Origin of the sequence: Collinsella sp. CLA-ER-H8 (genome assembly GCF_040092335.1) — a bacterium.
GTDB lineage: Bacteria > Actinomycetota > Coriobacteriia > Coriobacteriales > Coriobacteriaceae > Collinsella.
Genome location: NZ_JBBNLU010000002.1, coordinates 153,849 through 174,875, shown reverse-complemented (window position 1 = coordinate 174,875; position 21,027 = coordinate 153,849). Strand labels below are relative to the sequence as shown.

The 21,027-nt window shown below is 61.2% G+C and carries 17 protein-coding genes and 2 tRNA genes; 18 read left to right on the top strand and 1 reads right to left on the bottom strand.

Annotated elements, in window-relative coordinates:
- Nucleotides 1-351: 351 nt before the first annotated feature.
- Nucleotides 352-427 (bottom strand) — tRNA-Val (locus tag AAAX72_RS02080).
- A 187-nt stretch (nt 428-614) separates the two neighbouring features.
- On the opposite strand from AAAX72_RS02080, the gene asnB reads away from it, so the two are divergent.
- The 18 genes from asnB to AAAX72_RS01990 all read left to right on the top strand — a co-directional run bounded on the left by asnB (nt 615) and on the right by AAAX72_RS01990 (nt 20,922).
- Nucleotides 615-2,495: an asparagine synthase (glutamine-hydrolyzing) gene (gene asnB / locus AAAX72_RS02075; protein WP_161115110.1), complete on the top strand. Its 1,881-nt coding sequence runs from the start codon at nt 615-617 to the stop codon at nt 2,493-2,495.
- Between the two features lie 112 nt (nt 2,496-2,607).
- Nucleotides 2,608-4,170 (top strand): UDP-N-acetylmuramoyl-L-alanyl-D-glutamate--2,6-diaminopimelate ligase, encoded by a 1,563-nt coding sequence (locus AAAX72_RS02070; protein ID WP_349128814.1) that lies wholly within the window; start codon nt 2,608-2,610, stop codon nt 4,168-4,170.
- A gap of 107 nt (nt 4,171-4,277) precedes the next feature.
- On the top strand, nt 4,278-5,189 hold the full coding sequence (locus tag AAAX72_RS02065; RefSeq protein WP_055309432.1) for an HAD family hydrolase: 912 nt from the start codon (nt 4,278-4,280) through the stop codon (nt 5,187-5,189).
- Nucleotides 5,190-5,240: 51 nt separating this feature from the next.
- Nucleotides 5,241-6,125: a glutamate racemase gene (gene murI / locus AAAX72_RS02060; RefSeq protein ID WP_349128813.1), complete on the top strand. Its 885-nt coding sequence runs from the start codon at nt 5,241-5,243 to the stop codon at nt 6,123-6,125.
- 54 nt (nt 6,126-6,179) lie between these two features.
- Nucleotides 6,180-6,905 carry a ribonuclease PH gene (gene rph, locus AAAX72_RS02055; protein ID WP_349128812.1) on the top strand — a complete coding sequence of 242 codons (726 nt, stop codon included), beginning with the start codon at nt 6,180-6,182 and terminating at the stop codon, nt 6,903-6,905.
- A gap of 142 nt (nt 6,906-7,047) precedes the next feature.
- Nucleotides 7,048-7,689 (top strand): RdgB/HAM1 family non-canonical purine NTP pyrophosphatase, encoded by a 642-nt coding sequence (gene rdgB / locus AAAX72_RS02050; RefSeq protein WP_349128811.1) that lies wholly within the window; start codon nt 7,048-7,050, stop codon nt 7,687-7,689.
- Nucleotides 7,690-7,692: 3 nt separating this feature from the next.
- A complete protein-coding gene (gene dtd / locus AAAX72_RS02045) occupies nt 7,693-8,139 on the top strand; it encodes a D-aminoacyl-tRNA deacylase (protein ID WP_148331907.1) in 447 nt (148 codons plus the stop codon).
- Nucleotides 8,140-8,322: 183 nt separating this feature from the next.
- Nucleotides 8,323-8,619: a Veg family protein gene (locus AAAX72_RS02040; RefSeq protein ID WP_006234957.1), complete on the top strand. Its 297-nt coding sequence runs from the start codon at nt 8,323-8,325 to the stop codon at nt 8,617-8,619.
- 2 nt (nt 8,620-8,621) lie between these two features.
- Entirely contained in the window at nt 8,622-9,518 is an 897-nt protein-coding gene (gene ispE / locus AAAX72_RS02035) for a 4-(cytidine 5'-diphospho)-2-C-methyl-D-erythritol kinase (RefSeq protein ID WP_349128809.1), read from the top strand.
- Nucleotides 9,519-9,567: 49 nt separating this feature from the next.
- Nucleotides 9,568-9,644, top strand: a tRNA-Pro gene (locus AAAX72_RS02030).
- A 112-nt stretch (nt 9,645-9,756) separates the two neighbouring features.
- A complete protein-coding gene (gene tatA, locus AAAX72_RS02025; protein ID WP_022094895.1) occupies nt 9,757-10,032 on the top strand; it encodes a twin-arginine translocase TatA/TatE family subunit in 276 nt (91 codons plus the stop codon).
- Nucleotides 10,033-10,138: 106 nt separating this feature from the next.
- Complete coding sequence (gene greA / locus AAAX72_RS02020) at nt 10,139-10,609, top strand: transcription elongation factor GreA (protein ID WP_006234960.1); 471 nt, start codon at nt 10,139-10,141, stop codon at nt 10,607-10,609.
- A gap of 79 nt (nt 10,610-10,688) precedes the next feature.
- Entirely contained in the window at nt 10,689-12,653 is a 1,965-nt protein-coding gene (gene lysS, locus AAAX72_RS02015) for a lysine--tRNA ligase (RefSeq protein WP_349128808.1), read from the top strand.
- 447 nt (nt 12,654-13,100) lie between these two features.
- On the top strand, nt 13,101-14,669 hold the full coding sequence (locus AAAX72_RS02010; RefSeq protein ID WP_349128807.1) for a threonine/serine exporter family protein: 1,569 nt from the start codon (nt 13,101-13,103) through the stop codon (nt 14,667-14,669).
- A gap of 311 nt (nt 14,670-14,980) precedes the next feature.
- Complete coding sequence (locus tag AAAX72_RS02005; protein WP_349128806.1) at nt 14,981-15,235, top strand: hypothetical protein; 255 nt, start codon at nt 14,981-14,983, stop codon at nt 15,233-15,235.
- Nucleotides 15,232-15,528 (top strand): hypothetical protein, encoded by a 297-nt coding sequence (locus AAAX72_RS02000; RefSeq protein WP_349128804.1) that lies wholly within the window; start codon nt 15,232-15,234, stop codon nt 15,526-15,528. The genes AAAX72_RS02005 and AAAX72_RS02000 overlap by 4 nt, the downstream gene beginning before the upstream one ends.
- A gap of 281 nt (nt 15,529-15,809) precedes the next feature.
- Nucleotides 15,810-20,249 (top strand): acyl-CoA dehydratase activase, encoded by a 4,440-nt coding sequence (locus tag AAAX72_RS01995; protein ID WP_349128802.1) that lies wholly within the window; start codon nt 15,810-15,812, stop codon nt 20,247-20,249.
- Nucleotides 20,233-20,922 carry a TetR/AcrR family transcriptional regulator gene (locus tag AAAX72_RS01990; protein WP_271748387.1) on the top strand — a complete coding sequence of 230 codons (690 nt, stop codon included), beginning with the start codon at nt 20,233-20,235 and terminating at the stop codon, nt 20,920-20,922. The genes AAAX72_RS01995 and AAAX72_RS01990 overlap by 17 nt, the downstream gene beginning before the upstream one ends.
- The last annotated feature ends 105 nt before the right edge of the window (nt 20,923-21,027 follow it).

The window sequence follows — 21,027 nt, the reverse complement described above, 5'->3', positions numbered from 1 at the left end:
AACTTAAGCAAATACTATCTTTTTATATGTTGCAAACAAAGCAGCAGTACTCATTTTTGCCATTATTTGGCCACGGACCTTGCGATAGATGTGCTGGCGGGTTCGAATCCCTCTGCGATGGGCCCAAAAAAGAAAGGCTCCCATTGCTGGGAGCCTTTCAAATCAGTGGTGGGCGATGAGGGATGTCCGCGTGCGGCTGGCGCCGCCCGCTTCCGCTTCGGGCCTGCGGCCCTCGCGTGCTGCGCTGGAAAACGCTTCGCGTTTCCTCAGCTCCGCACCCTTGCGGGTTCGAATCCCATGAAATGGGCCCAAACAAAAACGGTCCCCTTTCGAGGACCGTTTCCAATTCAATGGTGGGCGATGAGGGATTCGAACCCCCAGCCTTGTGCGTGTAAAGCACCTGCGCTAACCGTTGCGCCAATCGCCCGTGCGGAGAGAGTATAGCAAAACAATCGCCCCATTCACCTCATATCCATTAAAGGTAACTGGCGCGTGTCACAGCGGAGCTGATTCAGTTGAGATTGCCTGAACATTCCGCCCCTCTTTACGCCCTCGGGTATACTCAAAAGCTACTGATTCGATTTGATGCCCAGCAACAGCAGAGGGGATAGTATATGTGCGGTTTTGTCGGTTTTGTCGGTGGGACGGATAACCAATCCGAGGTGCTCACCAAGATGATGGACCGCATCGTCCATCGCGGTCCCGACATGGGCGGTCAGTTTATCGACGGCCGCGTTGCCCTCGGCTTCCGCCGCCTGTCGATCCTCGACCTGACCGAGGCTGGCGCCCAACCCATGGCCAACGAGGACGGTAGCGTCGTCATTGTCTTCAACGGCGAGATCTACAACTTCCAAGAACTCCGTTCCGAGCTCGAGGCCAAGGGCTACAAGTTCCACTGCGGCGCCGACACCGAGAGCCTCCTGCACGGCTACGAGGAGTGGGGCGAGGCCGTCCTCGATCGCCTGCGCGGTATGTACGCCTTCGTCATCTGGGACAAAAAGAAGAACAAGCTTTTTGGCGCCCGCGACATCTTTGGCATCAAGCCGCTTTACTACTATCCCATGGCCGATGCGGGCGACGGCGCTCCGGGCGTGCTCTTTGGTTCCGAGATCAAGAGCTTCCTGGACTACCCGCACTTCCACAAGGCGGTCAACAAAAAGGCTCTGCGTCCGTACATGACGCTGCAGTATTCGGCAACCGAGGAGACCTTCTTCGAGGGTGTCTACAAGCTGCCGCCGGCGCACTACTTTACCGTCGATATCCCGACCGGCAAGATGAACATCGAGCGCTACTGGGATTGCGATTACTCTGCCGTCGAGAAGCCGTTCGAAGAGTATGTCGATGAGCTGGACGAGGTCGTGCACGAGAGTGTCGAGGCCCATCGCATCGCCGACGTCAAGGTCGCGTCGTTCCTCTCCGGCGGCGTCGACTCCAGCTATATTGCCGCTTGCCTCATGCCCGACAAGACCTTCTCGGTGGGCTTTGACTACAAGAACTTCAACGAGACCAACTACGCCAAGGAGCTTTCCGATAAGCTCGGCGTCGAGAACGTCCGCAAGATGATTACCGCCGACGAGTTCTTCGGTGCGCTCGAGGACATCCAGTATCACATGGACGAGCCGCAGTCCAACCTGTCTTCCGTGCCGCTGTGGTTCTTGGCCGAGATGGCCCGCAAGGACGTCACCGTCGTGCTTTCGGGCGAAGGCGCCGACGAACTCTTTGGCGGCTACGCCTACTACGAGGACACGGTCCCGGTCCGCAAGTACAAAAAGATGGTGCCGCTGCCCATCCGTCGCGCGCTCGGTAACCTGGCGCTGCATATGCCGTACTTCAAGGGACATAACTTCCTGGTCAAGGGTGCCGAGATCCCCGAGAAGTCGTTCCTGGGACAGGCTCTGGTATGGCCGGAGCGCGAGGTCGACGGCGTGCTCAAGCCCGAGTACAACACCGGCGATGGCGCCTTCGAGCTTGCCGCTCCCATCTATGCGCGCGTGAAGGGTCAGCCCGAGCTGGTCAAGAAGCAGTACCTGGACATGAACATGTGGCTCCCGGGCGACATTCTGCTCAAGGCCGACAAGATGTGCATGGCGCACTCGCTGGAGCTGCGCGTGCCCTTCCTGGACCGCAAAGTCATGGAGTTCGCCGAGCACATTCCCGACCGCTACCGCATCAACGAGAACGGCAACAAGCAGGTACTCCGCCACGCTGCCAACAAGTCGCTGCCCGATGAGTGGGCCACCCGTCCCAAGGTGGGCTTCCCGGTGCCGATTGTCTACTGGCTGCGCGAGCAAAAGTGGTACGACTATGTCAAGGAGTACTTCACCGCGCCGTGGGCAAGCGAGTTCTTCAATACCGACGAGCTCATGCACCTGCTCGATCTGCACTTTGCGGGCAAGGGCGATTTCCAGCGCAAGATCTATACGCCGCTCGTGTTCCTGGTGTGGTACAAGCGCTTCTTTATCGACGAGGGCCAGCCTTCTGTTCAGGCTGCCTAGTCTCGGCCTACGAATGCCTGCGCGTAACGGCTCCTCCGGGAGCCGTTTTTGCGTGGGTGCGTTTCAGTTACTATAAAAGCCGTCCCTGCCAAATGGCTGAGAAAGGTGAAAGATGCACCATTCGGATTCCGCGACCGTGACCACGGTCGATACGCTTGCCAAGCTTCTCGACGTGTGCGGCGAGCTGCGCGCATCAGAGCAGGTTGACGAGCGCGCCGTGACCGGCTGCTCGTTTGATTCGCGCGCGGTCTCGGCAGGTGACGTATTCTTTTGCAAAGGTGCTGCCTTTAAGCCCGCGTTTTTGAGCATGGCGCTCGATGCGGGCGCCGTCGCATTTGTGTGCGAGGAGTCGCTGGTCGAGTCTCTGGAGCCGCTGGCGAAGGAGAGCGGTGCTGCGATGCTGGTTGTTGATAGTGTTCGCACGGCCATGGCCCTGTTGCCGCCGGAGGTCTACGACCGTCCCGACCACGACGTCAAGATCGTGGGCATCACCGGTACCAAGGGAAAGACCACGGCCGCTTTTATGCTCCAGTCGATTATCAAAGCGGCGGGCGAGTCCTGCGGCATGATCGGATCGGTGAGTACCGACGATGGTATCGAGTGCTACGAGAGCACCAATACTACGCCCGAGGCCCCCGAGGTCTGGCGCCATATCGCCAACTGCCGCACGTCCGGTCGCCAGTCCATGGTCATGGAGGTCTCGAGCCAGGCGCTCAAGTACCAACGCGTCGAGAATCTGCCGTTTGACGTGGCGTGCTTCCTCAACATCGGCCGCGACCACATCTCGCCGATCGAACACCCCACGTTTGAGGATTATTTTGAGAGCAAGCTTAGGATCTTTGACCAGGCAAAGACCGCCGTGGTGAATCTGGGCACCGATGAGGTTGACCGTGTGCTAGAGGCAGCGTCGACGGCCGAGCGCTTGGTGACCGTTGGCGTCGAGCATCCCGAGGCAAGCCTGTGGGCGAGCGATGTCCGCATGCTCGGCTTTAACATCGAGTTCAACTTGCACGGCATGAGCGCCGACGAGCCCGAGGCGGGGGAGAAGGTCCTGCTGGGTATCGCGGGCGACTTTAACGTGGAAAACGCGCTGGTCGCTATCGCCGCTGCGCGCGAGATCGGCATCGGTATCGAGGCTATCAAGAAGGGCCTCTCCAAACTGCGCGTGCCGGGCCGCATGGAGGTCGTGGAGTCGAAGGACGGCCGCGTGATCTGCGTCGTTGACTATGCGCACAACCAGCTTTCGTTCCGCTCGCTTTTCTCGTCGGTGAAGCGCGCGTTTCCCGCCAGCCCGGTCATCGCAGTGTTTGGCGCTGCCGGCGGCAAGGCGCAGGAGCGCCGCGAGCAATTGCCACGCGAGGCCGCACCGTATTCCGACCTGATGATCTTTACGAACGAGGATCCAGCTCACGAGGACCCGATGAAGGTCTGTCGCGAGCTTGCCGAGCATGTTCCCGACGATACGCCGAACAAGATCATCCTCGACCGCGAAGCCGCTGTGCATGCGGCGTTCAAGGCGGCGCGCGAGGAGTACGTCAACCCCGATGCTCCCACCATTGTCTTGCTGCTGGCAAAGGGTGACGAGGAGCTCATGCACGTGGGCGACGAGTTCGTGCCCATCGAGAGCGACCTTTCGCTGGCCAATCGCCTGATCGATGTTACCCAGTTTGACTAATGAACCATGATGGCGGCGGCGCCCTGAGTGCGCTGTCGCCATAAGCGTGTTCCCTCAATCAAAACATGCCGTCCAAGTCCAAACCCTTCTACGTAAACGGAGTAACCATGTCCCACAATACCCTGCCGACCGTCGCTGAGCTTTCGGGCGAGATGCGCGAGCGCTTGGCCAAGGTCAAGTACGTCTTTACCGACCTGGATGCCACGATGCTCGCACCCGGCTCGTGCGTGCTGCGCGACAACGACGGCAACCCCTCGACCAAACTCGTCGAGGCCGTCGTGGCGCTCGCTCGCGCTGGTATTCAGGTGGTTCCCACCTCGGGCCGCAACCGTACCATGATCCACGAGGACGCGCGCGTGCTCGGCCTCAACTCCTACATCGGCGAGATGGGCGGCCTGGTCATGTACGACCTCAAAGCCAACGATTGGGAGTATCTGACCGGCGACATGCCCTACGACTCCTCTTGCGGCCTCACGCCGCACCAGGTGATCGAGCAGACCGGCGTGTGCGAGAAGATCCTCGCCCGCTGGCCGCACAAGATCGAGTATCACAACGACATGTCGACCGGCTACAAATACCGTGAGGTCACCGTCGGCATGCGCGGCGATGTGCCCGACGATGAGGTTCAGGCCATCCTGGACGAGGCCGGCTGCGGTCTGATCTGGGCTTGCAACGGCCATCTGACTCACCTGTCCAAGCCGACGACGCTCGAGCTCGATCGCGTCGAGGACGGTCGCGCATTCAATATCAACCCCGCGGGCCTCAACAAGGGCGTTGCCATTGCGCGCTTCTGCGAGCACCTAGGGATCGAGCGCGAGGAGACGCTCGCGCTCGGCGACTCCGAGTCCGACTTCTACATGGCCGATCACGTGGGCACGTTCTGCTTGGTCGAGAATGGCCTGACGAGCGCCGGCGCGCCCGAGTTCCTGGCTGCTTGCGAGAACGCTTTCGTTACGCGCGGCAAAATTGTCGACGGTTGGGCGGCGACGGCAGAGCTGCTGGTCGCGGCGCGTTCGTAGCGCGGCGTCGCTGCACTTGGACATGTCTTTTCGAGAGAGACTGGTGAGGTAATGTCCGATATCGAGAATCCGGCAGGCGACACGCGCCCGATTGGCGTGTTCGATTCTGGTTTGGGCGGTCTGACGGTTGCGCGCGCCATCGCGATGGCGCTGCCGCACGAGTCCGTCTACTACTTTGGCGACACCAAGCGCTGCCCCTACGGCACGCGCACCGAGGATGAGGTGCGCTCGTTTGCGTTGCAGGCGGGTCGTTGGCTTTCGAAGCACGACGTCAAGATTATGGTCATCGCCTGCAACACGGCGACCGCTGCGGCCTTGCGTCTGGCCCAGCAGGTGCTCGACGTTCCCGTGATCGGTGTGATCGCGCCGGGTGCCCGTGCGGCAATCAACAGCACCCGCTCGCGTCGCGTGGGCGTGCTCGCCACCAACCTCACCATTCGCTCGGGCGCCTACACACGCGCCATTCAGGACCTGGATGCCGGCGTCGATGTATACGGCTGTCCTGCCTCGAGCTTTGTCGAGGTTGTCGAACACGAGCTCGCCTCGGGTGCACATCTGCAGGAACAGTGGCTTGAGAACGAGGACATTTTCGATACGCCTGCCGTGCGTGCGCTGGTGGGTGCCACGGTTGAGCCGCTGCGCGACCACGGTATCGATACCGTGGTGCTTGGCTGTACGCATTTCCCGCTGTTGGTGGGACCTATCCGCCATGCGCTGGGGCCGGGGGTGCGCGTCGTGAGTTCCGCCGAGGAGACCACGCGCGAGCTGACCGATATTCTCACGCGCCGCGAGCAGCTGGCGGGCGACGCCGCCGAGCCGCAGCATCGTTTTGCCACGACGGCCGATAACATTGCCGAGTTTGCGGTGGCGGGTAGCTTTATCTTTGGTCAGCCGCTCAAGAGCATCGAGCATATCGATATCGATGAGCTGAAATAGATGTAAGGCAGCCGCCAAAGCCTTCGCCACATCTTTTGCCGAAAGGAAATTTCTATGGAGTACATGCAGGTCAACCGCGCCAACGGTCGCGCCGCCAACGAGTTGCGCCCCGTTAAGCTCACCCGTGGCGTCATGAAGCACGCCCACGGCTCGTGTTTGGCCGAGTTCGGTGACACGCGCGTGCTGTGCGCCGCCACTATCGAGGAGGGCGTGCCGGGCTGGCGAAAGGGAGCTAAGGCCGGCTGGGTGACCGCGGAATACGCCATGCTGCCGGCGTCGACCGGCAAGCGCTGCAAGCGCGAACACGCCAACCGCAAGGGTCGCTCCATGGAGATCGAGCGCCTCATTGGCCGCAGCCTGCGTACCGTCGTCAACATGAAGGCGCTCGGCGAGTACACCGTCACCGTCGACTGCGATGTGATTCAGGCCGATGGCGGCACGCGTACAGCGAGCATCACCGGCGCCTGGGTGGCGCTGCACGACGCCCTCGCCATGTGGGTCGAGGCGGGCAAGATCGAACGCATCCCGCTTATCGGCCAGGTGGCTGCCATCTCCATGGGCGTTGTCGACGGCAATACGCTGCTTGACCTCGATTATTCCGAGGACAGTCATGCCGAGGTCGACATGAACCTCGTCGCCAGCGATACCGGTGAGATGATCGAGCTCCAGGGCACCGGCGAGCAGGCGCCCTTCGACCGCAAACGCCTCAACGCCCTGCTCGACCTGGGCGACAAGGGTATCGCCGAGCTCATCGAGCTTCAGCGCCAAGCCATCGCCTAACCTGCCAAAAAGGGACAGGTTTTTTTGGTAGGCTTTACCTGTGGAGACGTCTGGACACAAGACTGCCGTTGATTGAGAGGGGAGAGGCGGAGTCCCTCGTTGCCCTCGGCTCGGCATTGCTTTAGAGACAAGGAGGCCAGTCATGGCACTTGAGAAGATCGACATCGACACCCTCGACCCGGCGGCGACCATCGTCGTGGCAACCGGAAACGCTCATAAGCTCACCGAGATCGAGGCCATTTTGGGCAAGGTCATGCCCGAGGTGCGCTTTGTGGCGCTCGGCCAGCTGGGCGATTTTGAGGACCCCGAGGAAAACGGCACGACGTTTTTGGAGAACGCCATCATCAAGGCGCAGGCTGCCGTCGAGGAGACGGGGCTCATGGCCATTGCCGACGATTCGGGCTTGGTCGTTGATGCCCTGGACGGCGAGCCGGGCGTGTATAGCGCGCGCTATGCGGGCGTGCATGGCGACGATGCCGCCAACAACGCCAAGCTGCTCGTTAACTTGGAAGACGTGGCAGACGAGGATCGCACCGCGCGTTTTATGAGTGTCGTCGCGCTCATCGACACGGATGGTCTGGTCACCTATGGTGAGGGCGCCTGCGAGGGCGTTATCGCGCACGAGGGCCGCGGCGATCACGGCTTTGGCTACGACCCGCTGTTCCTGCCGGTCGACACGCCGGGCAAGACCATGGCCGAGCTGACGGCGGACGAGAAGAACGCCATCAGCCATCGATTCCATGCGCTCGAGCACCTATCCGCCAAACTGACGGGCGAGGAGTAGGCCGTGCGTGCGGTGGTGCAGCGCGTACTCAACGCCGGCGTGACGGTCGACGGCGAGTGCGTGGGCCGCATTGGACGCGGCTACCTGGTGCTGCTGGGTGTGGGCCATGGCGATACGCGTGCCGAGGCCGACAAGCTGTGGGGCAAGCTCCGCGGGCTGCGCATCAACGAGGACGAGAACGGCAAGACCAATCTGGCACTTGCCGATGTCGACGGCGAGGTGCTCGTGGTGTCGCAGTTCACGCTGTTCGCCGACTGCCGCCACGGTCGCCGTCCGTCGTTTACGGATGCCGGCGCACCCGATGTTGCCAACGAGCTCTACGAGTACTTCCTGACGCTTGTGCACGAGGACGTTGAGCATGTGGCGCACGGTATCTTTGGCGCCGACATGAAGGTCGACCTGGTCAACGACGGCCCATTCACCATCGTCTTGGACACCGACAACCTTTAGGTTACGCGGTTTTACCAAACCGCGTAACAACTGGTCATGCGAGGTTGTCGTCTGGTACGTATTTGGGACGGGGCTTATTTAGCTACTTGCGTATGGCCACAACAGGGTGCTATAGTATTAGAGTTTTGTCTATCTTAGGGGTATTATCCCCTTTTTGAATTGCACCTTCTGGAGGCCCTGTTCATGGAAGAGATGGAAGTCAATCACGTCGACGACATCCACGAGAAGCTGACCGATATGGTGGGCGATCGCGTCAAGGTTAAGGCCAACATGGGCCGTACCCGCGTCGTCGAGCGCATGGGCACCATCAAGAGCGTCCACCCGGCCGTCTTCATTGTCGAGGTTGACGAGCGTCGCGGCCGCAAGTCGCGTCAGTCCTACCAGTATATCGATGTCCTCACCGGTCAGGTCGAGCTGTTCGACCCCGAGAGCGGCGAGCACATCTTTACCCCGCTCGGCAATCAGCTCGAGGAGCATTAACGGTGACCGATCGGTCCCTGACTCTTTCCGCGCCGGCAAAGATTAACCTCTACCTGGGGGTTCATACCGAGCGCGATGACCGCGACTACCACAGGGTCGATTCCCTGATGACGGCCGTCGGTCTTTCCGATACCGTGACGGTCACGCCGGCGCAGGCGCTGACCGTCCAGACGGTTCCAGCATCAGATTTTCCCATGCAAAAGAATACGGCGTATCGGGCTGCGGTTGCTATGGCCGAGCATTATGGTCGCGAGGCAAACATCTGCGTGACGATTGAGAAACGCATTCCATTGTGCGCCGGCTTGGGCGGCCCCTCGACGGATGCGGCCGCGGTCATTGTCGCCTTGGCGGAGCTCTGGGGCATTGATCGCACCGACCCAGCGCTCGATGACATTGCGCGGGGCATTGGTGCTGACGTCCCGTTCTTTTTGCACGCGAGCCCTGCGTTTTACGTAGGTGGGGGAGACGTGCTGGCAACTGAGTACCCCGCGCTGCCCGCGACGCCCGTCGTACTGGTTAAGCCGCGCGAGGCAAGCGTTTCGACAATTGAAGCCTATCGACGTTTTGACGAGGCCCCGGTGCCTGCGGACAAGCCCGGCGCGATAGCTTCTGCCTTGCGTGCTGGTGATGCCGAGACGGCATATGCGCTCATCCATAACAACCTGGGTGTCATTTCCGCACAGATGGAGCCGCAGATTCAAACGGTTCTCGATTGGCTGCGTAAACAGGACGGCACCGTTGCTGTAGATGTGTGCGGATCGGGCGCCTGTTCGTTTGCCATTTGCGACACCGCCGCCACGGCCGAAAGGCTTGCGGACGCTGCCCAGCAAAAAGGCTGGTGGGCCTGCGCGACGGAGCTCATTTCCAACACGGTTCAAATCGACGCGCCAAAGAAATAAAAATTTCTCTAGCACGCGGCGAAAATCTTTGTTACTATAGTCGAGCTAACGGGTTGTGGCTCAGTTTGGTAGAGCACTGCGTTCGGGACGCAGGGGTCGCTGGTTCAAATCCAGTCAACCCGACCAGAGCATGAGGAGGGACCGCTTCTTGCGGTCCCTTTTTTTAGCTATTGTTGTGATACCGCGATACCCGCGGTATACTCATTCGAGCTTGTCTCGCTGTATTGTGGAGGTCTACATGTTTGGACTGAGGGCTCCTGAGCTCATCATTATTCTCGTCGTTGTCCTGATTATCTTCGGGCCCAAGAACCTGCCGAAGCTCGGCAAGTCCCTCGGCTCTACCGTCAAGAATATCCGCGAGGGTATGGAGGGCGACGATAAGGCCGAGACCAAGCAGGCCGAGGAGGTCGTGGTCGAGCAGTCCGAGGAGGACAAGGAGATCGCTGAGCTCGAGGCCAAGCTCGCTGCTGCCAAGAAGAAGCAGGCAGAGGACAGCGACGCGGACGCAGAGTAGTCCCATCCCTTTGGGGTGAGCACCTGACCGGCTTGCCCGCAGGCTAGCCGGTCTTTTTCGTTTTGTTGACAGTTGATTGTTTGATCAGAGTTGGGGAGATATCCGTATGGACGCAAGCCAGATCGTACTGACCGCTGAGGGCCGCCAGAAGCTCGTCGAGGAGCTCGCCTGGCGTGAGGGCGATTACGCCAAGGAGATCGTCGAGGACATCAAGGAAGCCCGCGCGTTCGGCGACCTTTCGGAGAACTCCGAGTACGATGCCGCCAAGGACAAGCAGGCCCAGAATGCTGCTCGTATCGCCGAGATCCAGGCCATTCTTGCCAACGCTCAGGTTGCTGCCACCACGGGCGATCTGACCGTCTCCATCGGTTCCACCGTTTCGCTGATTGATCCCAACGGCGAGGTCATGGAAGTCACGCTCGTTGGTACCACCGAGACCAACTCGCTCGAGCACAAGATTTCCAACGAGTCTCCGGTCGGTCACGCCATCATCGGTCACGGCGAGGGCGACTCCGTCGAGGTCGTTACGCCTTCCGGCAAGACTCGCGTCTACACCATCGCCAAGATCGCACGCTAGACCACGGTCCCGCGTAAAGGTATGTTTTCGCTCCCTGGGACCGAATCCTGGGGAGCGTTTTAGTTTGAGGAGCTAACTTATGGCAGAGAACCAGAACGCCGCCGATCAGGCATCGACGCTCAACGACGAGCGCGCCACCCGCCTGGCCAAGCGCGCCGCCCTGTTCGAGGCGGGCCAGAACCCCTATCCCGAGCACTCTGAGCTTGAGGACTACGTCGCCGATATCGAGGCTAAGTACGCCGAGCTTGCCGATGGCGAGGACACCGAGGACGTCGTGAAGATCGCCGGCCGCGTGGTCGCCAAGCGCGGTCAGGGCAAGATCATGTTCATCGTCGTGCGCGATGCGACTGCCGAGATTCAGCTGTTCTGCCGCATCAACGACATGGACGAGGCTGCCTGGAGTACGCTCAAGGCCCTCGACCTGGGCGACATCCTGGGCGTGACCGGCGTGGTCGTGCGCACCCAGCGTGGCCAGCTTTCCGTTGCCCCTAAGAGCGCGACCCTGCTTGCCAAGGCCGTTCGTCCGCTGCCCGAGAAGTTCCACGGTCTTTCCGACAAGGAGACCCGCTATCGCCAGCGCTATGTCGACCTGATCGCCAACAACGACGTTCGCGAGACCTTCCGTAAGCGTTCGCAGATTCTCTCCACCTTCCGTCGCTTTATGGAGTCCGACGGCTACATGGAGGTCGAGACCCCCATCCTGCAGACCATCCAAGGCGGCGCTACTGCCAAGCCGTTCATTACCCACTTCAACGCGCTCGATCAGGAGTGCTACCTGCGTATTGCCACCGAGCTGCACCTCAAGCGCTGCATCGTCGGTGGTTTTGAGCGCGTGTTCGAGATCGGCCGCATCTTCCGTAACGAGGGCATGGACCTTACCCACAACCCCGAGTTCACCACGATGGAGGCCTACCGTGCCTTCTCCGACCTCGAGGGCATGAAGGCACTCGCCCAGGGTGTCATCAAGGCTGCCAACAAGGCCATCGGCAACCCCGAGGTCATCGAGTACCAGGGCCAGACCATCGACCTTTCTGGTGAGTGGGCCAGCCGTCCCATGACCGGCATCGTCTCCGACGTGCTCGGCAAGCAGGTCACCATCGACACGCCGGTCGAGGAGCTTGCTGCCGCCGCGCGCGAGAAGGGCCTGGAGATCAAGCCCGAGTGGACTGCTGGCAAGATTATCGCCGAGATTTACGATGAGCTGGGCGAGGACACCATCGTCAACCCGACGTTCGTGTGCGATTACCCCATCGAGGTCAGCCCGCTCGCCAAGCGTTTTGAGGACGACCCGCGTTTGACCCACCGCTTTGAGCTGGTCATCGCCGGCCACGAGTACGCCAACGCTTTCTCCGAGCTCAACGACCCGGTCGACCAGGCCGAGCGCTTTGCCGCCCAGATGGCCGAGAAGGCCGGCGGTGACGACGAGGCCATGGAGTACGACGAGGACTACGTGCGCGCCCTCGAGTACGGTATGCCTCCCGCGGGCGGCATTGGCATTGGTATCGACCGCGTGGTCATGCTGCTCACCAACCAGGCTTCTATCCGCGACGTGCTGCTGTTCCCGCACATGAAGCCCGAGAAGGGTTTCCAGTCCGGTGCCGCTGCCGCCAAGGCTGCCGAGGCCGGCAACGCCGCGAGCCCGTTCGTTACGTCGCTTAAGCCCACGCTCGATTACTCCAAGATCGCCGTTGAGCCGCTGTTCGAGGAATTCGTCGACTTTGATACCTTCTCCAAGAGCGATTTCCGCGCTGTGAAGGTCAAGGCATGCGAGGCCGTCAAGAAGTCCAAGAAGCTGCTGAACTTTACGCTCGACGACGGCACCGGCACCGACCGCACCATCCTCTCCGGCATCCATGGCTACTATGAGCCCGAGGACCTGGTCGGCAAGACCTTGCTCGCCATCACCAATCTGCCTCCGCGCAAGATGATGGGTATTCCCAGCTGCGGCATGCTCATCAGTGCCATCCACGAGGAGGATGGTGAGGAGCGCCTCAACCTGATCCAGCTCGACGCTTCCATCCCCGCCGGCGCAAAGATGTACTAACTAGTTACGCGGTTCTACGAACCGCGTAACGGCTCGACGCTGCGCGGGCCGCATTTGGACAATCTGACGTTCAACTTCAAGGGCGCGACCTAGGTGGTTACGCGGGTTTACCAACCCGCGTAACCAGTTAACGCTGCGCGCCGCCCAGGGCGACAATTTGTCATTCAAAAGGCAAGGCATGACCAGAAGGTCTATGCCTTGCCTTTTTCATGCCAACTTGTTCGCCCTGGACGGCGCTCGCTGGCGTTGCCAAAACATCGGCGTTGCCGGAGTAGTCATTGGGGACGTTCTTGTTTGACTGGTCATTTAAGAACGTCCCCAATGACTAGGGGGTCTACCGACGCATTGGGGGTTTGCGCCTTCCATGCATGACAGCCGTCTCTTTTATGTTTCCTTTAGCCGTTGCTGCCTAGGATGGGGGTTAGTCGGTAGGAAGGGAGCGTCTATATGGACGACGCGAGCGAGCGTTCAATCGAAGAGGACATGCTCGATCAGTTCAATTACTTTGATGATGAGGACGAGGAGCTGATCGACCGTCGCGAGCCAGCGCCGCTTGATTCCTTTGATCTGGTCGATGAAGAGCCCGACGAGGACGAGGGCGAATCGGCGGAGCCCTCACGGCCTTCGCGCCTTGACTCGCTGCTTTCGAGAGCCCCCATGCACCACGGTGTCCGTGCCGGCGCGCTCCATATGAAAACTGACTGGCACCAGATCGTGACGGCAGGCGATGAACTTGCCGTCGATGCGCCGCTCACCGATAAATCATCCATCATCTGCCGCACCGGTATGCTTATGCTCGCGAGCGGAACGGGTGCCTGGCGTGTTCGCGATACCATGAATCGTGTCGCCGCCGTACTCGGTGTGACCATCCACGTTGACTTAAGTCTCTTGTCGTTTGAGTGTACTTGCATCGAAGATGGTCACTGCTTTAATGAGGTCGTCAGCTTGCCCACAACGGGCGTCAATACCCATCGCATTTGGATGATGGAGAGTTTCCTCAAGGAAATCGAGACCTATGGTCGTCGCTTCACGGTGCACGAGTATCACGAGATGCTCAAGACCGTTGAGAGTTCAAAACCTGATTACGCGCCTTGGCAACAGGGCCTTGCGGCGGCCTGCGCCTGTGGCGCCTTTGTCTTTTTACTTGGTGGCGGTCCTATTGAGATGGCATGCGCGTTCGTGGGCGCGGGTGTCGGCAACTTTGCCCGCTCCCATATTCTCAAGCAAGGCCTTGGTCAGTTCAGCGCGCTGACGACCGGTGTTGCGCTCGCTTGCGTTTCGTATCTGCTGGCATTGCTCGGCCTTGGCCAGGTCATACCGGGGGCAATGTCGCACCAAGAAGGCTATATCGGCGCCATGCTCTTTGTGATTCCCGGCTTTCCGCTCATTACGGCAGGCCTCGACATCGCTAAGCTCGACATGCGAAGCGGTATCGAGCGCCTTTCATATGCCGTATCGATTATTGTGATGGCGACCCTCGTAGGCTGGATGGTTGCCGAGTGTGTTGGCCTGGCGCCGGACGACTTTGCCCCACTGGGCCTTTCGCCGCTTGCCCTTACGCTCCTGCGCGTGGTGATGAGCTTCGTTGGCGTATTCGGCTTCTCGGTGATGTTCAACAGCCCGGTAAAGATGGCCGCGGCAGCTGGGTTGATCGGCGCCGTTTCCAATACCCTGCGTCTGACCCTTGTCGATGCGCCGACGATGATTCCCTTCCTGGGCCTCAGCACGGGAATGCCTCCCGAGGCAGCAGCGTTTATCGGCGCGCTGGTATCGGGTCTGCTGGCAAGCTTGGCCGAAGTCAAGCTCACCTACCCGCGTATCGCTCTCACGGTGCCTTCGATTGTCATTATGGTGCCGGGTTTGTATCTGTATCGCTCGATGTATTACATGTGCACCTTCGACACGGTCAATATGCTCGGCTGGTTTGTGCGCGCAGTGCTCATCGTGGCGTTTTTGCCCGTTGGCCTGGGTGTGGCGAGAACCCTCACCGACCCTCGCTGGCGCCACACCAGCTAATTGGTGCAAGGGGGACAGGTTACTTTGCACCAAATGAGTTGTGGTGAAATAGGGACTGAATTGTTGCTTAAAGGGTCAAAACAGTCCGTATTCCACCGCAACTTATGGGGTCGGGGGGTTTGGTGCCCTGCATCTCCACAAACTCAACGCTTACGAAGCGCGCGCCGTTCGTGTTAGGGTAGTTCCACCACATAAGTAGTCGCAGACGCGCGTAACACGGGCGGGCGAGATGAAGTTCCAACAGCTCCATCTTGCCCGCCCGTTTTTGTTGCGTGGTGCCGCGGCGTAACACAGAAAGGAATCTGCCCTTCATGCCTATCAACAAACGAGAGAGCCTGCTGTTCACCTTTATCATGTGCTTTTGCATGGTGCTCTGGATGAGCATCTACAACGTTGCCCTGCAGCACGGGGCCATCAACGGCGAGGTCGTTGCCGCTGCGTGGCTCGGCTTCCCCGTTGCCTACATTTTTGCCATGTGCTGCGACTGGTTCGTCGCCAGCCCGCTCGCCAAGGGTTTCGCCTTTAAGTACTTGTCACGCCGGGCAAGAGCTCGCCGCTTGCCATGACGCTCGCCGTCAGCTCCTGCATGGTCGTTCCCATGGTTATCATCATGTCGCTGTACGGTGCCTGCGAGGGTCTGACGCACATGCCCGGCGGCATCCTTGCGAACCTGTATTCCGTGCCCGCGATCTGGATGATCAACATCCCGCATAATTTTGTGATGGCGCTGCCGTGGAACCTTTTGGTAGCCGGTCCGATTTCCCACTTCGTCTTCCGTCGCGCCTTCCCTGTGGGGACGGTTTTCGAGGAGGAGCATGCCGAGCTCTTGGAGCAGGCTATGGCTCCTGAGTGCGAGTAGCTCGCTTAGGGATCTGCTGAGCGCGGGCGACTTGCTTGGTTGGAGCCCTAAGCGTGGATAGCTCTCTCGGCGACATCGCGGGCGTGAGCGGTGCGCATGACCGGAGGGCCCGTGCTGCTCCGTTGCCCGACGTGCTAGCGCGCAGAACAATCTGTTGGTGCATTCGGCGGCTGCTGAAGCGTTTCGGCAGCCGCTTTTTATACGGAGTTTAAATACAACAGTCTGTTGTATTACGTAGAGTGGTATATCTCTAGCAGGAAAAATGCGAGAGACGGAGCATTATGGCGTTGCTAGCAGGACTGGACGTAGGGTCGACGACGACCAAAGTTTACGCGATGCACGAGGATATGACCGAGGCGTGGTGGGGATATCGCCGCCACGGGGCGTGTCAGACAGCGAGCGTGCGCGCCATGCTCGGCGAGCTCGCCGAGCGCTTTCCCCATGAGTCGCTGCGCGTTGCGGTGACCGGCTCGGGTGCGCGCGATATCGCGACCGCGCTGGGCGCCTCGTACGTTCAGGAGGTGGTCGCCAACGCGCTCGCGATCAGCAGGTTCTATCCGCAGACGCGCTGCGCCATCGAGCTGGGCGGCCAAGACGCCAAGATGATCTTCTTCCGCACCAACGATAAGGGAGACATCGAGGTTGCCGACATGCGCATGAACGGCTCGTGTGCAGGCGGTACCGGTGCATTTATCGACGAGATGGCAAAGCTCATGGGGGTCGGCACCGAATCGGGCGAGTTCGAGCAGCTCGCAAGCCGGGGAACGACCGTCCACGAGGTCTCGGGCCGCTGCGGCGTGTACGCAAAGACCGATATCCAGCCGCTGCTCAACGAGGGCATTCCTACCACCGACCTGGCGCTTTCGGCGCTTCACGCGGTCGCCCGCCAAACGATCGGCGGTCTGGCCCAGGGTATCGACATCGAGCCGCCGGTAATCTTCGAGGGCGGTACGCTCGCCTACAACCCCACGCTGGTCCGCGTGTTCCGGGAGCAACTGAATCTATCGGACGATCAGGTTATCGTCCCGCGCGATCCGCAGATCATGGTCGCGCGCGGTGCCGCCCTGTCGCTGACCGACATGTTCGCATCGTCCCAACCGATCGACCTTCCCGACGCTTTTGTCCGGCTGGATAAGCTCGAGACGGTCGCGCCCGCAAGCGGGGAGGGACGTCTTGCCCAGCCCTTTTTTGCCACACCTGCCGAGCAGGCGGATTTTACGGCACGCCATGGCAAAGAGACGCCGGCAAAGGGTCCGGATGCGTATGCGCCCGGAGAGACGGTGCGTGTGGCGCTCGGTATCGATTCGGGGAGCACGACGACCAAGTTCGCCCTGGTCGATGAGGCGGGTGAGCTTGTCGATTCGTTCTACGCGTCTAATAACGGCAGACCGCTCGACGTCGCCCAACAGGGTCTTGTCAGCTTGAAGAACCGCTGGGAGACAGCGGGAGTCACGCTTGCGATCGATGCCGTGGGCACCACGGGATACGGCGAGGAGCTTTTCGCGCGCGCGTTCCACGCCGACTACCATACGGTCGAGACGGTCGCGCACGCCCGCGCCGCGTGCGCATGCGTTCCCGATGCGACCTTCGTGCTCGACATCGGCGGACAGGATATGAAGGCCATCTGGCTCAACCACGGCGTGCTGACCGATATCGTCGTCAACGAGGCGTGCTCTGCGGGCTGTGGCTCGTTCCTCGAGGGTTTTGCCAAAAACCTCGGAATAGCCGTTGAGGATATCGCGACCGAGGCATTTTCGTCCAAAGCCCCCGCCGTTCTCGGCAGCCGCTGCACGGTGTTCATGAACAGCAGCGTCGTTTCCGAGCAGCGGCGCGGTAAGGGTCCGGGCGACATCATGGCCGGTCTCTGCCGTTCGATTATCGAGAACGTGTTCACCAAGGTCATTCGCGTTTCAAATCTCAACCGTCTGGGCGACAAAGTCGTCGTCCAGGGCGGCACGTTCCGAAACGACGCGGTGCTGCGCGCATTCGAGCAGTATCTGGGCAAACCCGTCACGCGTGCGCCCCACCCGGGGCTGATGGGCGCTATCGGTATCGCCCTGCTCGCGCGCGAGGAATGCCGCAAGGGCGACGCCGACACGTCGTTTATCGGGCTCGATGCCGTGGAGCGCTTCGAGCATCGCGAGTTCGGCGGCGTTACCTGCCGTCGGTGCAACAACCGCTGCCAGCGCGCGGTCGTGGCATTTGGCGACGGCTCGCTTTACGTCACGGGCAATCGCTGCCCGCGCGGCGGCGCCATCTCATGGGATGAGCTCGTGCGCGAGGTTCCCGCGGCGGAGGAGCTGCGTCCGCAGGGTGCTTGCGAGGCACAGGCACCCGGCACGGGGCGCGACCGGACCGCGGCTGCCCCCAATCTCTTTGTCGACCGCGAGGAGCTGCTGTTCGAGTCGTACCCCACGGTTCCCGTCTGCGGGGGACGCGATGTCACGATCGGCATTCCCCGTGTGCTCGAGTTCTGGGACACCATGCCGTTCTGGTCGACGTTCTTCAGCACGCTCGGCTTTAAGGTGCGCGTCTCGGGACGCAGCACCAAGGCGATGTACGAGCGCGGTCTGGCGCACGTCACATCCGACACCGTGTGCTTCCCGGCCAAGCTCGTCCACGGGCACATCCGCAATCTCGTCGACGCCGGCGTCGACCGCATCTTCATGCCCATCATCACGACGGTGCCCACCGAAAACACCGCCTCTACCAGCGAGTGGATGTGCGCCGTCGTAAAGGGATACCCCTACGTGATGCGCAATTCCGATAACCCGGAGGAGCGTTTCGGCGTTCCGTTCGATACGCCGCTGTTCCACTGGTACGACGAGGGCGACCGAAACCGCCAGCTCAAGGCGTGGTGCAAGGAGACCTTCGATATCGATGCCGACCTGGTTGCCAAGGCGACCGAGCAGGCGGACCGCGCGCAGGAGACGTTTGAGAACCAGCTGCAGCTGCGCGGCAGGCAGGTGCTCGAGAACGTGCGCGAGGACGGCGGCTACGCGGTGGTGATCGCTTCGCGCCCGTACCACAACGACCCGCTGGTCAACCACGGGCTGCCCAAGCTCTTCTCTGAGCGCGGCATCCCCGTGCTGACGCCCGATGCGGTGCCGGGGGTCTGCAACGTCGATCTTTCCAACAGCCGCATCGACATCGTGAACAACTACCATGCGCGCATGCTGTCGTGCGCGGTCATCGTCGCATCGACGCCCGAGCTCGAGCTCGTGCAGATGGGCAGCTTCGGCTGCGGCCACGATGCGTATCTCACCGACGAGATCGCGCGCATGATGGGCGAGATGGGCTCCAAGGTTCCGATGATGATCAAGCTCGATGAGAGCGACGTCGCCGGTCCCATGGGCATTCGCGTGCGTTCGTTTATCGAGTCGGTCAACCGTCGTCGCGCGGAGGAGCGTGCCGAGGGCGCCCGGGTGCACGCGGTCCATCCGCTCGACGACCCGTATAAGGTCAAGTACACCAAGCGCGACCGGCACGACAAGATCGCGCTGGTCCCCAACACCTCCCATGCGTTCTGCAGGCTCATGACCGCGGCGATGCGCAATCAGGGCGTGCGCGCCGAGGCCCTTGATATCGGGCGCGAGGATGCCATCCGCCTGGGCAAACGCTATGTGCACAACGACATCTGCTTCCCCGCGCAAATCGTGATCGGCGAGGCGCTCGCGGCACTCGAGAGCGGTAAGTACGACCCGCACGACGTCGCCGTGGTGACTGGCAAGTATATCGGCGACTGCCGCCTGACGCACTACATGCCCCTGCTGCGCCGCGCGCTCGACGACGCGGGATACGACTATGTCCCGGTGCTCACCAACGACGACGTCGATGCCCACAATGCGCATCCGGGCTTCAAGCTCGGCCTTGGCCCGAGCATCCAGATCGCCTACGGTCTTCCCATGATCGATGCCCTCGAGGCCATGCTTAGGCGCATCCGTCCCTACGAGCTCGAGAAGGGCGCGGCGGACGCTGCGTTCGACCGCGCGCTCGATGAGGTTATCGAGGGCATGGAGCGCTCCGGGCTGAGAGGCCAGGCGACGGGCTTCAAACGCGCGCTTGCGATCATGGACGCCGTTCCGTACGACCGCTCGAACCCGCATCCGACCGTTCTCATCGTGGGCGAGTACCTGCTCAATTTCCATCTCGGCGCCAACCACGAGATCGAGCGCTACCTCGAGGACAACGGGCTCGAGGTCATCGAGGCGCGCATGACCGACGTGATCCGCAAGACCTATTTCTACAAGCATGCGCAGTCGCGCGAGTTCCACGTCGACCTGTCGCTGCCCGAAAAGGCCTGGTACGCCACGGCGGACAACCTGTTCGAGCTCGCGCACGACCGTTGCGACCGCCTGGGCGCGGCGAGCCCGCTCTACGAGCCGCCGACGCGCATGCCCGAGCTCGTGCGCGCGAGCGATAAGATCCTGCACCATACGTTCGATGCGGGCGAGGGCGTGCTGATTCCGGCGGAGATCCTCGAGCACGCCAAGCGCGGCTGCCGCAACTTCGTGATCCTGCAGCCGTTCGGGTGTCTGCCCAACCATGTCGTGGGGCGCGGGCTCATCCATGCGCTCAAGGAGCAGTATCCCACGGCGCAGTTCCTGCCGCTCGACTACGATCCCGACGTGAGCTTCGCCAACGTGGAGAACCGTCTTCAGATGCTCATCATGAACGCCAAGGCGCAGGGGTGCGGTGAGGCGCATGGCGAGACCGCGTAAGGACGCCGATGCGCCCGATGCACGCACCCGTATCATCGAGGCGTTTTGGGAGCTCATCGAGAACAACAGCATCTTCGAGCTGTCGGTTGGCGAGGTGACCCGCGCCGCCCAGTGCAATCGCGGAACGTTTTACTACTATTTTCACGATTTCGATGAACTCGTCGCCATCGCCATAGCCCAGCTGCTGCAGGATAACGAGCTCATCACCGATGCCCTCTGGCATTTTTCGAGCGAGGGCGATCTTTCGGCGTTCGACCGGCGCGACGTCCGCTGCCTGCTGCGGCGCATCGTCATCACCATGAGGGCGGGTGCCGCCGAGCAGGTCGTGCAGGGCATCCATACGATCATCATCGACCGCGTGAGAGAGATCGTCCACCCCGACGGAGAAGAGCTCAAGGCAGATTCGAGCTTTGCGGTGGGCTTTCTGGTCTCGGGCATCATGGGCTTTGTGATGGCGGTCGGCTTTGCCCGGGAGGGCGGCGAGGAGATAGACCTCGAGCAGCTGGGGGACAGCGCGTGCGCGTACCTGAGGGCGGTCGCCATGCAGACGGTGGAAACGGTCGCGCAAGTCGAGGGCGTCGATACATCCGAGCTGCTCGAACGCGTCTCCAAGGAGGCCGATGCCTATCGCGCATCGCGTGCGACGAGTCCCGACGTGGTGAAAGACGCCTAGGGTTTCTCTTGCGGGGCGCCTGTCGCGCATCGCGCGGTGAGTCCCGCGATGCGGTCATAACCTGCATTCATGTGAGCCGGGTTTATAGATATTCCTCCAGCTGTT

Excerpts from the sequence above, each read along its gene's own strand:
- asnB (WP_161115110.1), top strand. The coding sequence starts at position 615 with ATGTGCGGTTTTGTCGGTTTTGTCGGTGGGACGGATAACCAATCCGAG.
- AAAX72_RS02070 (WP_349128814.1), top strand. The coding sequence starts at position 2,608 with ATGCACCATTCGGATTCCGCGACCGTGACCACGGTCGATACGCTTGCC.
- AAAX72_RS02065 (WP_055309432.1), top strand. The coding sequence starts at position 4,278 with ATGTCCCACAATACCCTGCCGACCGTCGCTGAGCTTTCGGGCGAGATG.
- murI (WP_349128813.1), top strand. The coding sequence starts at position 5,241 with ATGTCCGATATCGAGAATCCGGCAGGCGACACGCGCCCGATTGGCGTG.
- rph (WP_349128812.1), top strand. The coding sequence starts at position 6,180 with ATGGAGTACATGCAGGTCAACCGCGCCAACGGTCGCGCCGCCAACGAG.
- rdgB (WP_349128811.1), top strand. The coding sequence starts at position 7,048 with ATGGCACTTGAGAAGATCGACATCGACACCCTCGACCCGGCGGCGACC.
- AAAX72_RS02040 (WP_006234957.1), top strand. The coding sequence starts at position 8,323 with ATGGAAGAGATGGAAGTCAATCACGTCGACGACATCCACGAGAAGCTG.
- tatA (WP_022094895.1), top strand. The coding sequence starts at position 9,757 with ATGTTTGGACTGAGGGCTCCTGAGCTCATCATTATTCTCGTCGTTGTC.
- greA (WP_006234960.1), top strand. The coding sequence starts at position 10,139 with ATGGACGCAAGCCAGATCGTACTGACCGCTGAGGGCCGCCAGAAGCTC.
- lysS (WP_349128808.1), top strand. The coding sequence starts at position 10,689 with ATGGCAGAGAACCAGAACGCCGCCGATCAGGCATCGACGCTCAACGAC.
- AAAX72_RS02010 (WP_349128807.1), top strand. The coding sequence starts at position 13,101 with ATGGACGACGCGAGCGAGCGTTCAATCGAAGAGGACATGCTCGATCAG.
- AAAX72_RS02005 (WP_349128806.1), top strand. The coding sequence starts at position 14,981 with ATGCCTATCAACAAACGAGAGAGCCTGCTGTTCACCTTTATCATGTGC.
- AAAX72_RS02000 (WP_349128804.1), top strand. The coding sequence starts at position 15,232 with ATGACGCTCGCCGTCAGCTCCTGCATGGTCGTTCCCATGGTTATCATC.
- AAAX72_RS01995 (WP_349128802.1), top strand. The coding sequence starts at position 15,810 with ATGGCGTTGCTAGCAGGACTGGACGTAGGGTCGACGACGACCAAAGTT.
- AAAX72_RS01990 (WP_271748387.1), top strand. The coding sequence starts at position 20,233 with ATGGCGAGACCGCGTAAGGACGCCGATGCGCCCGATGCACGCACCCGT.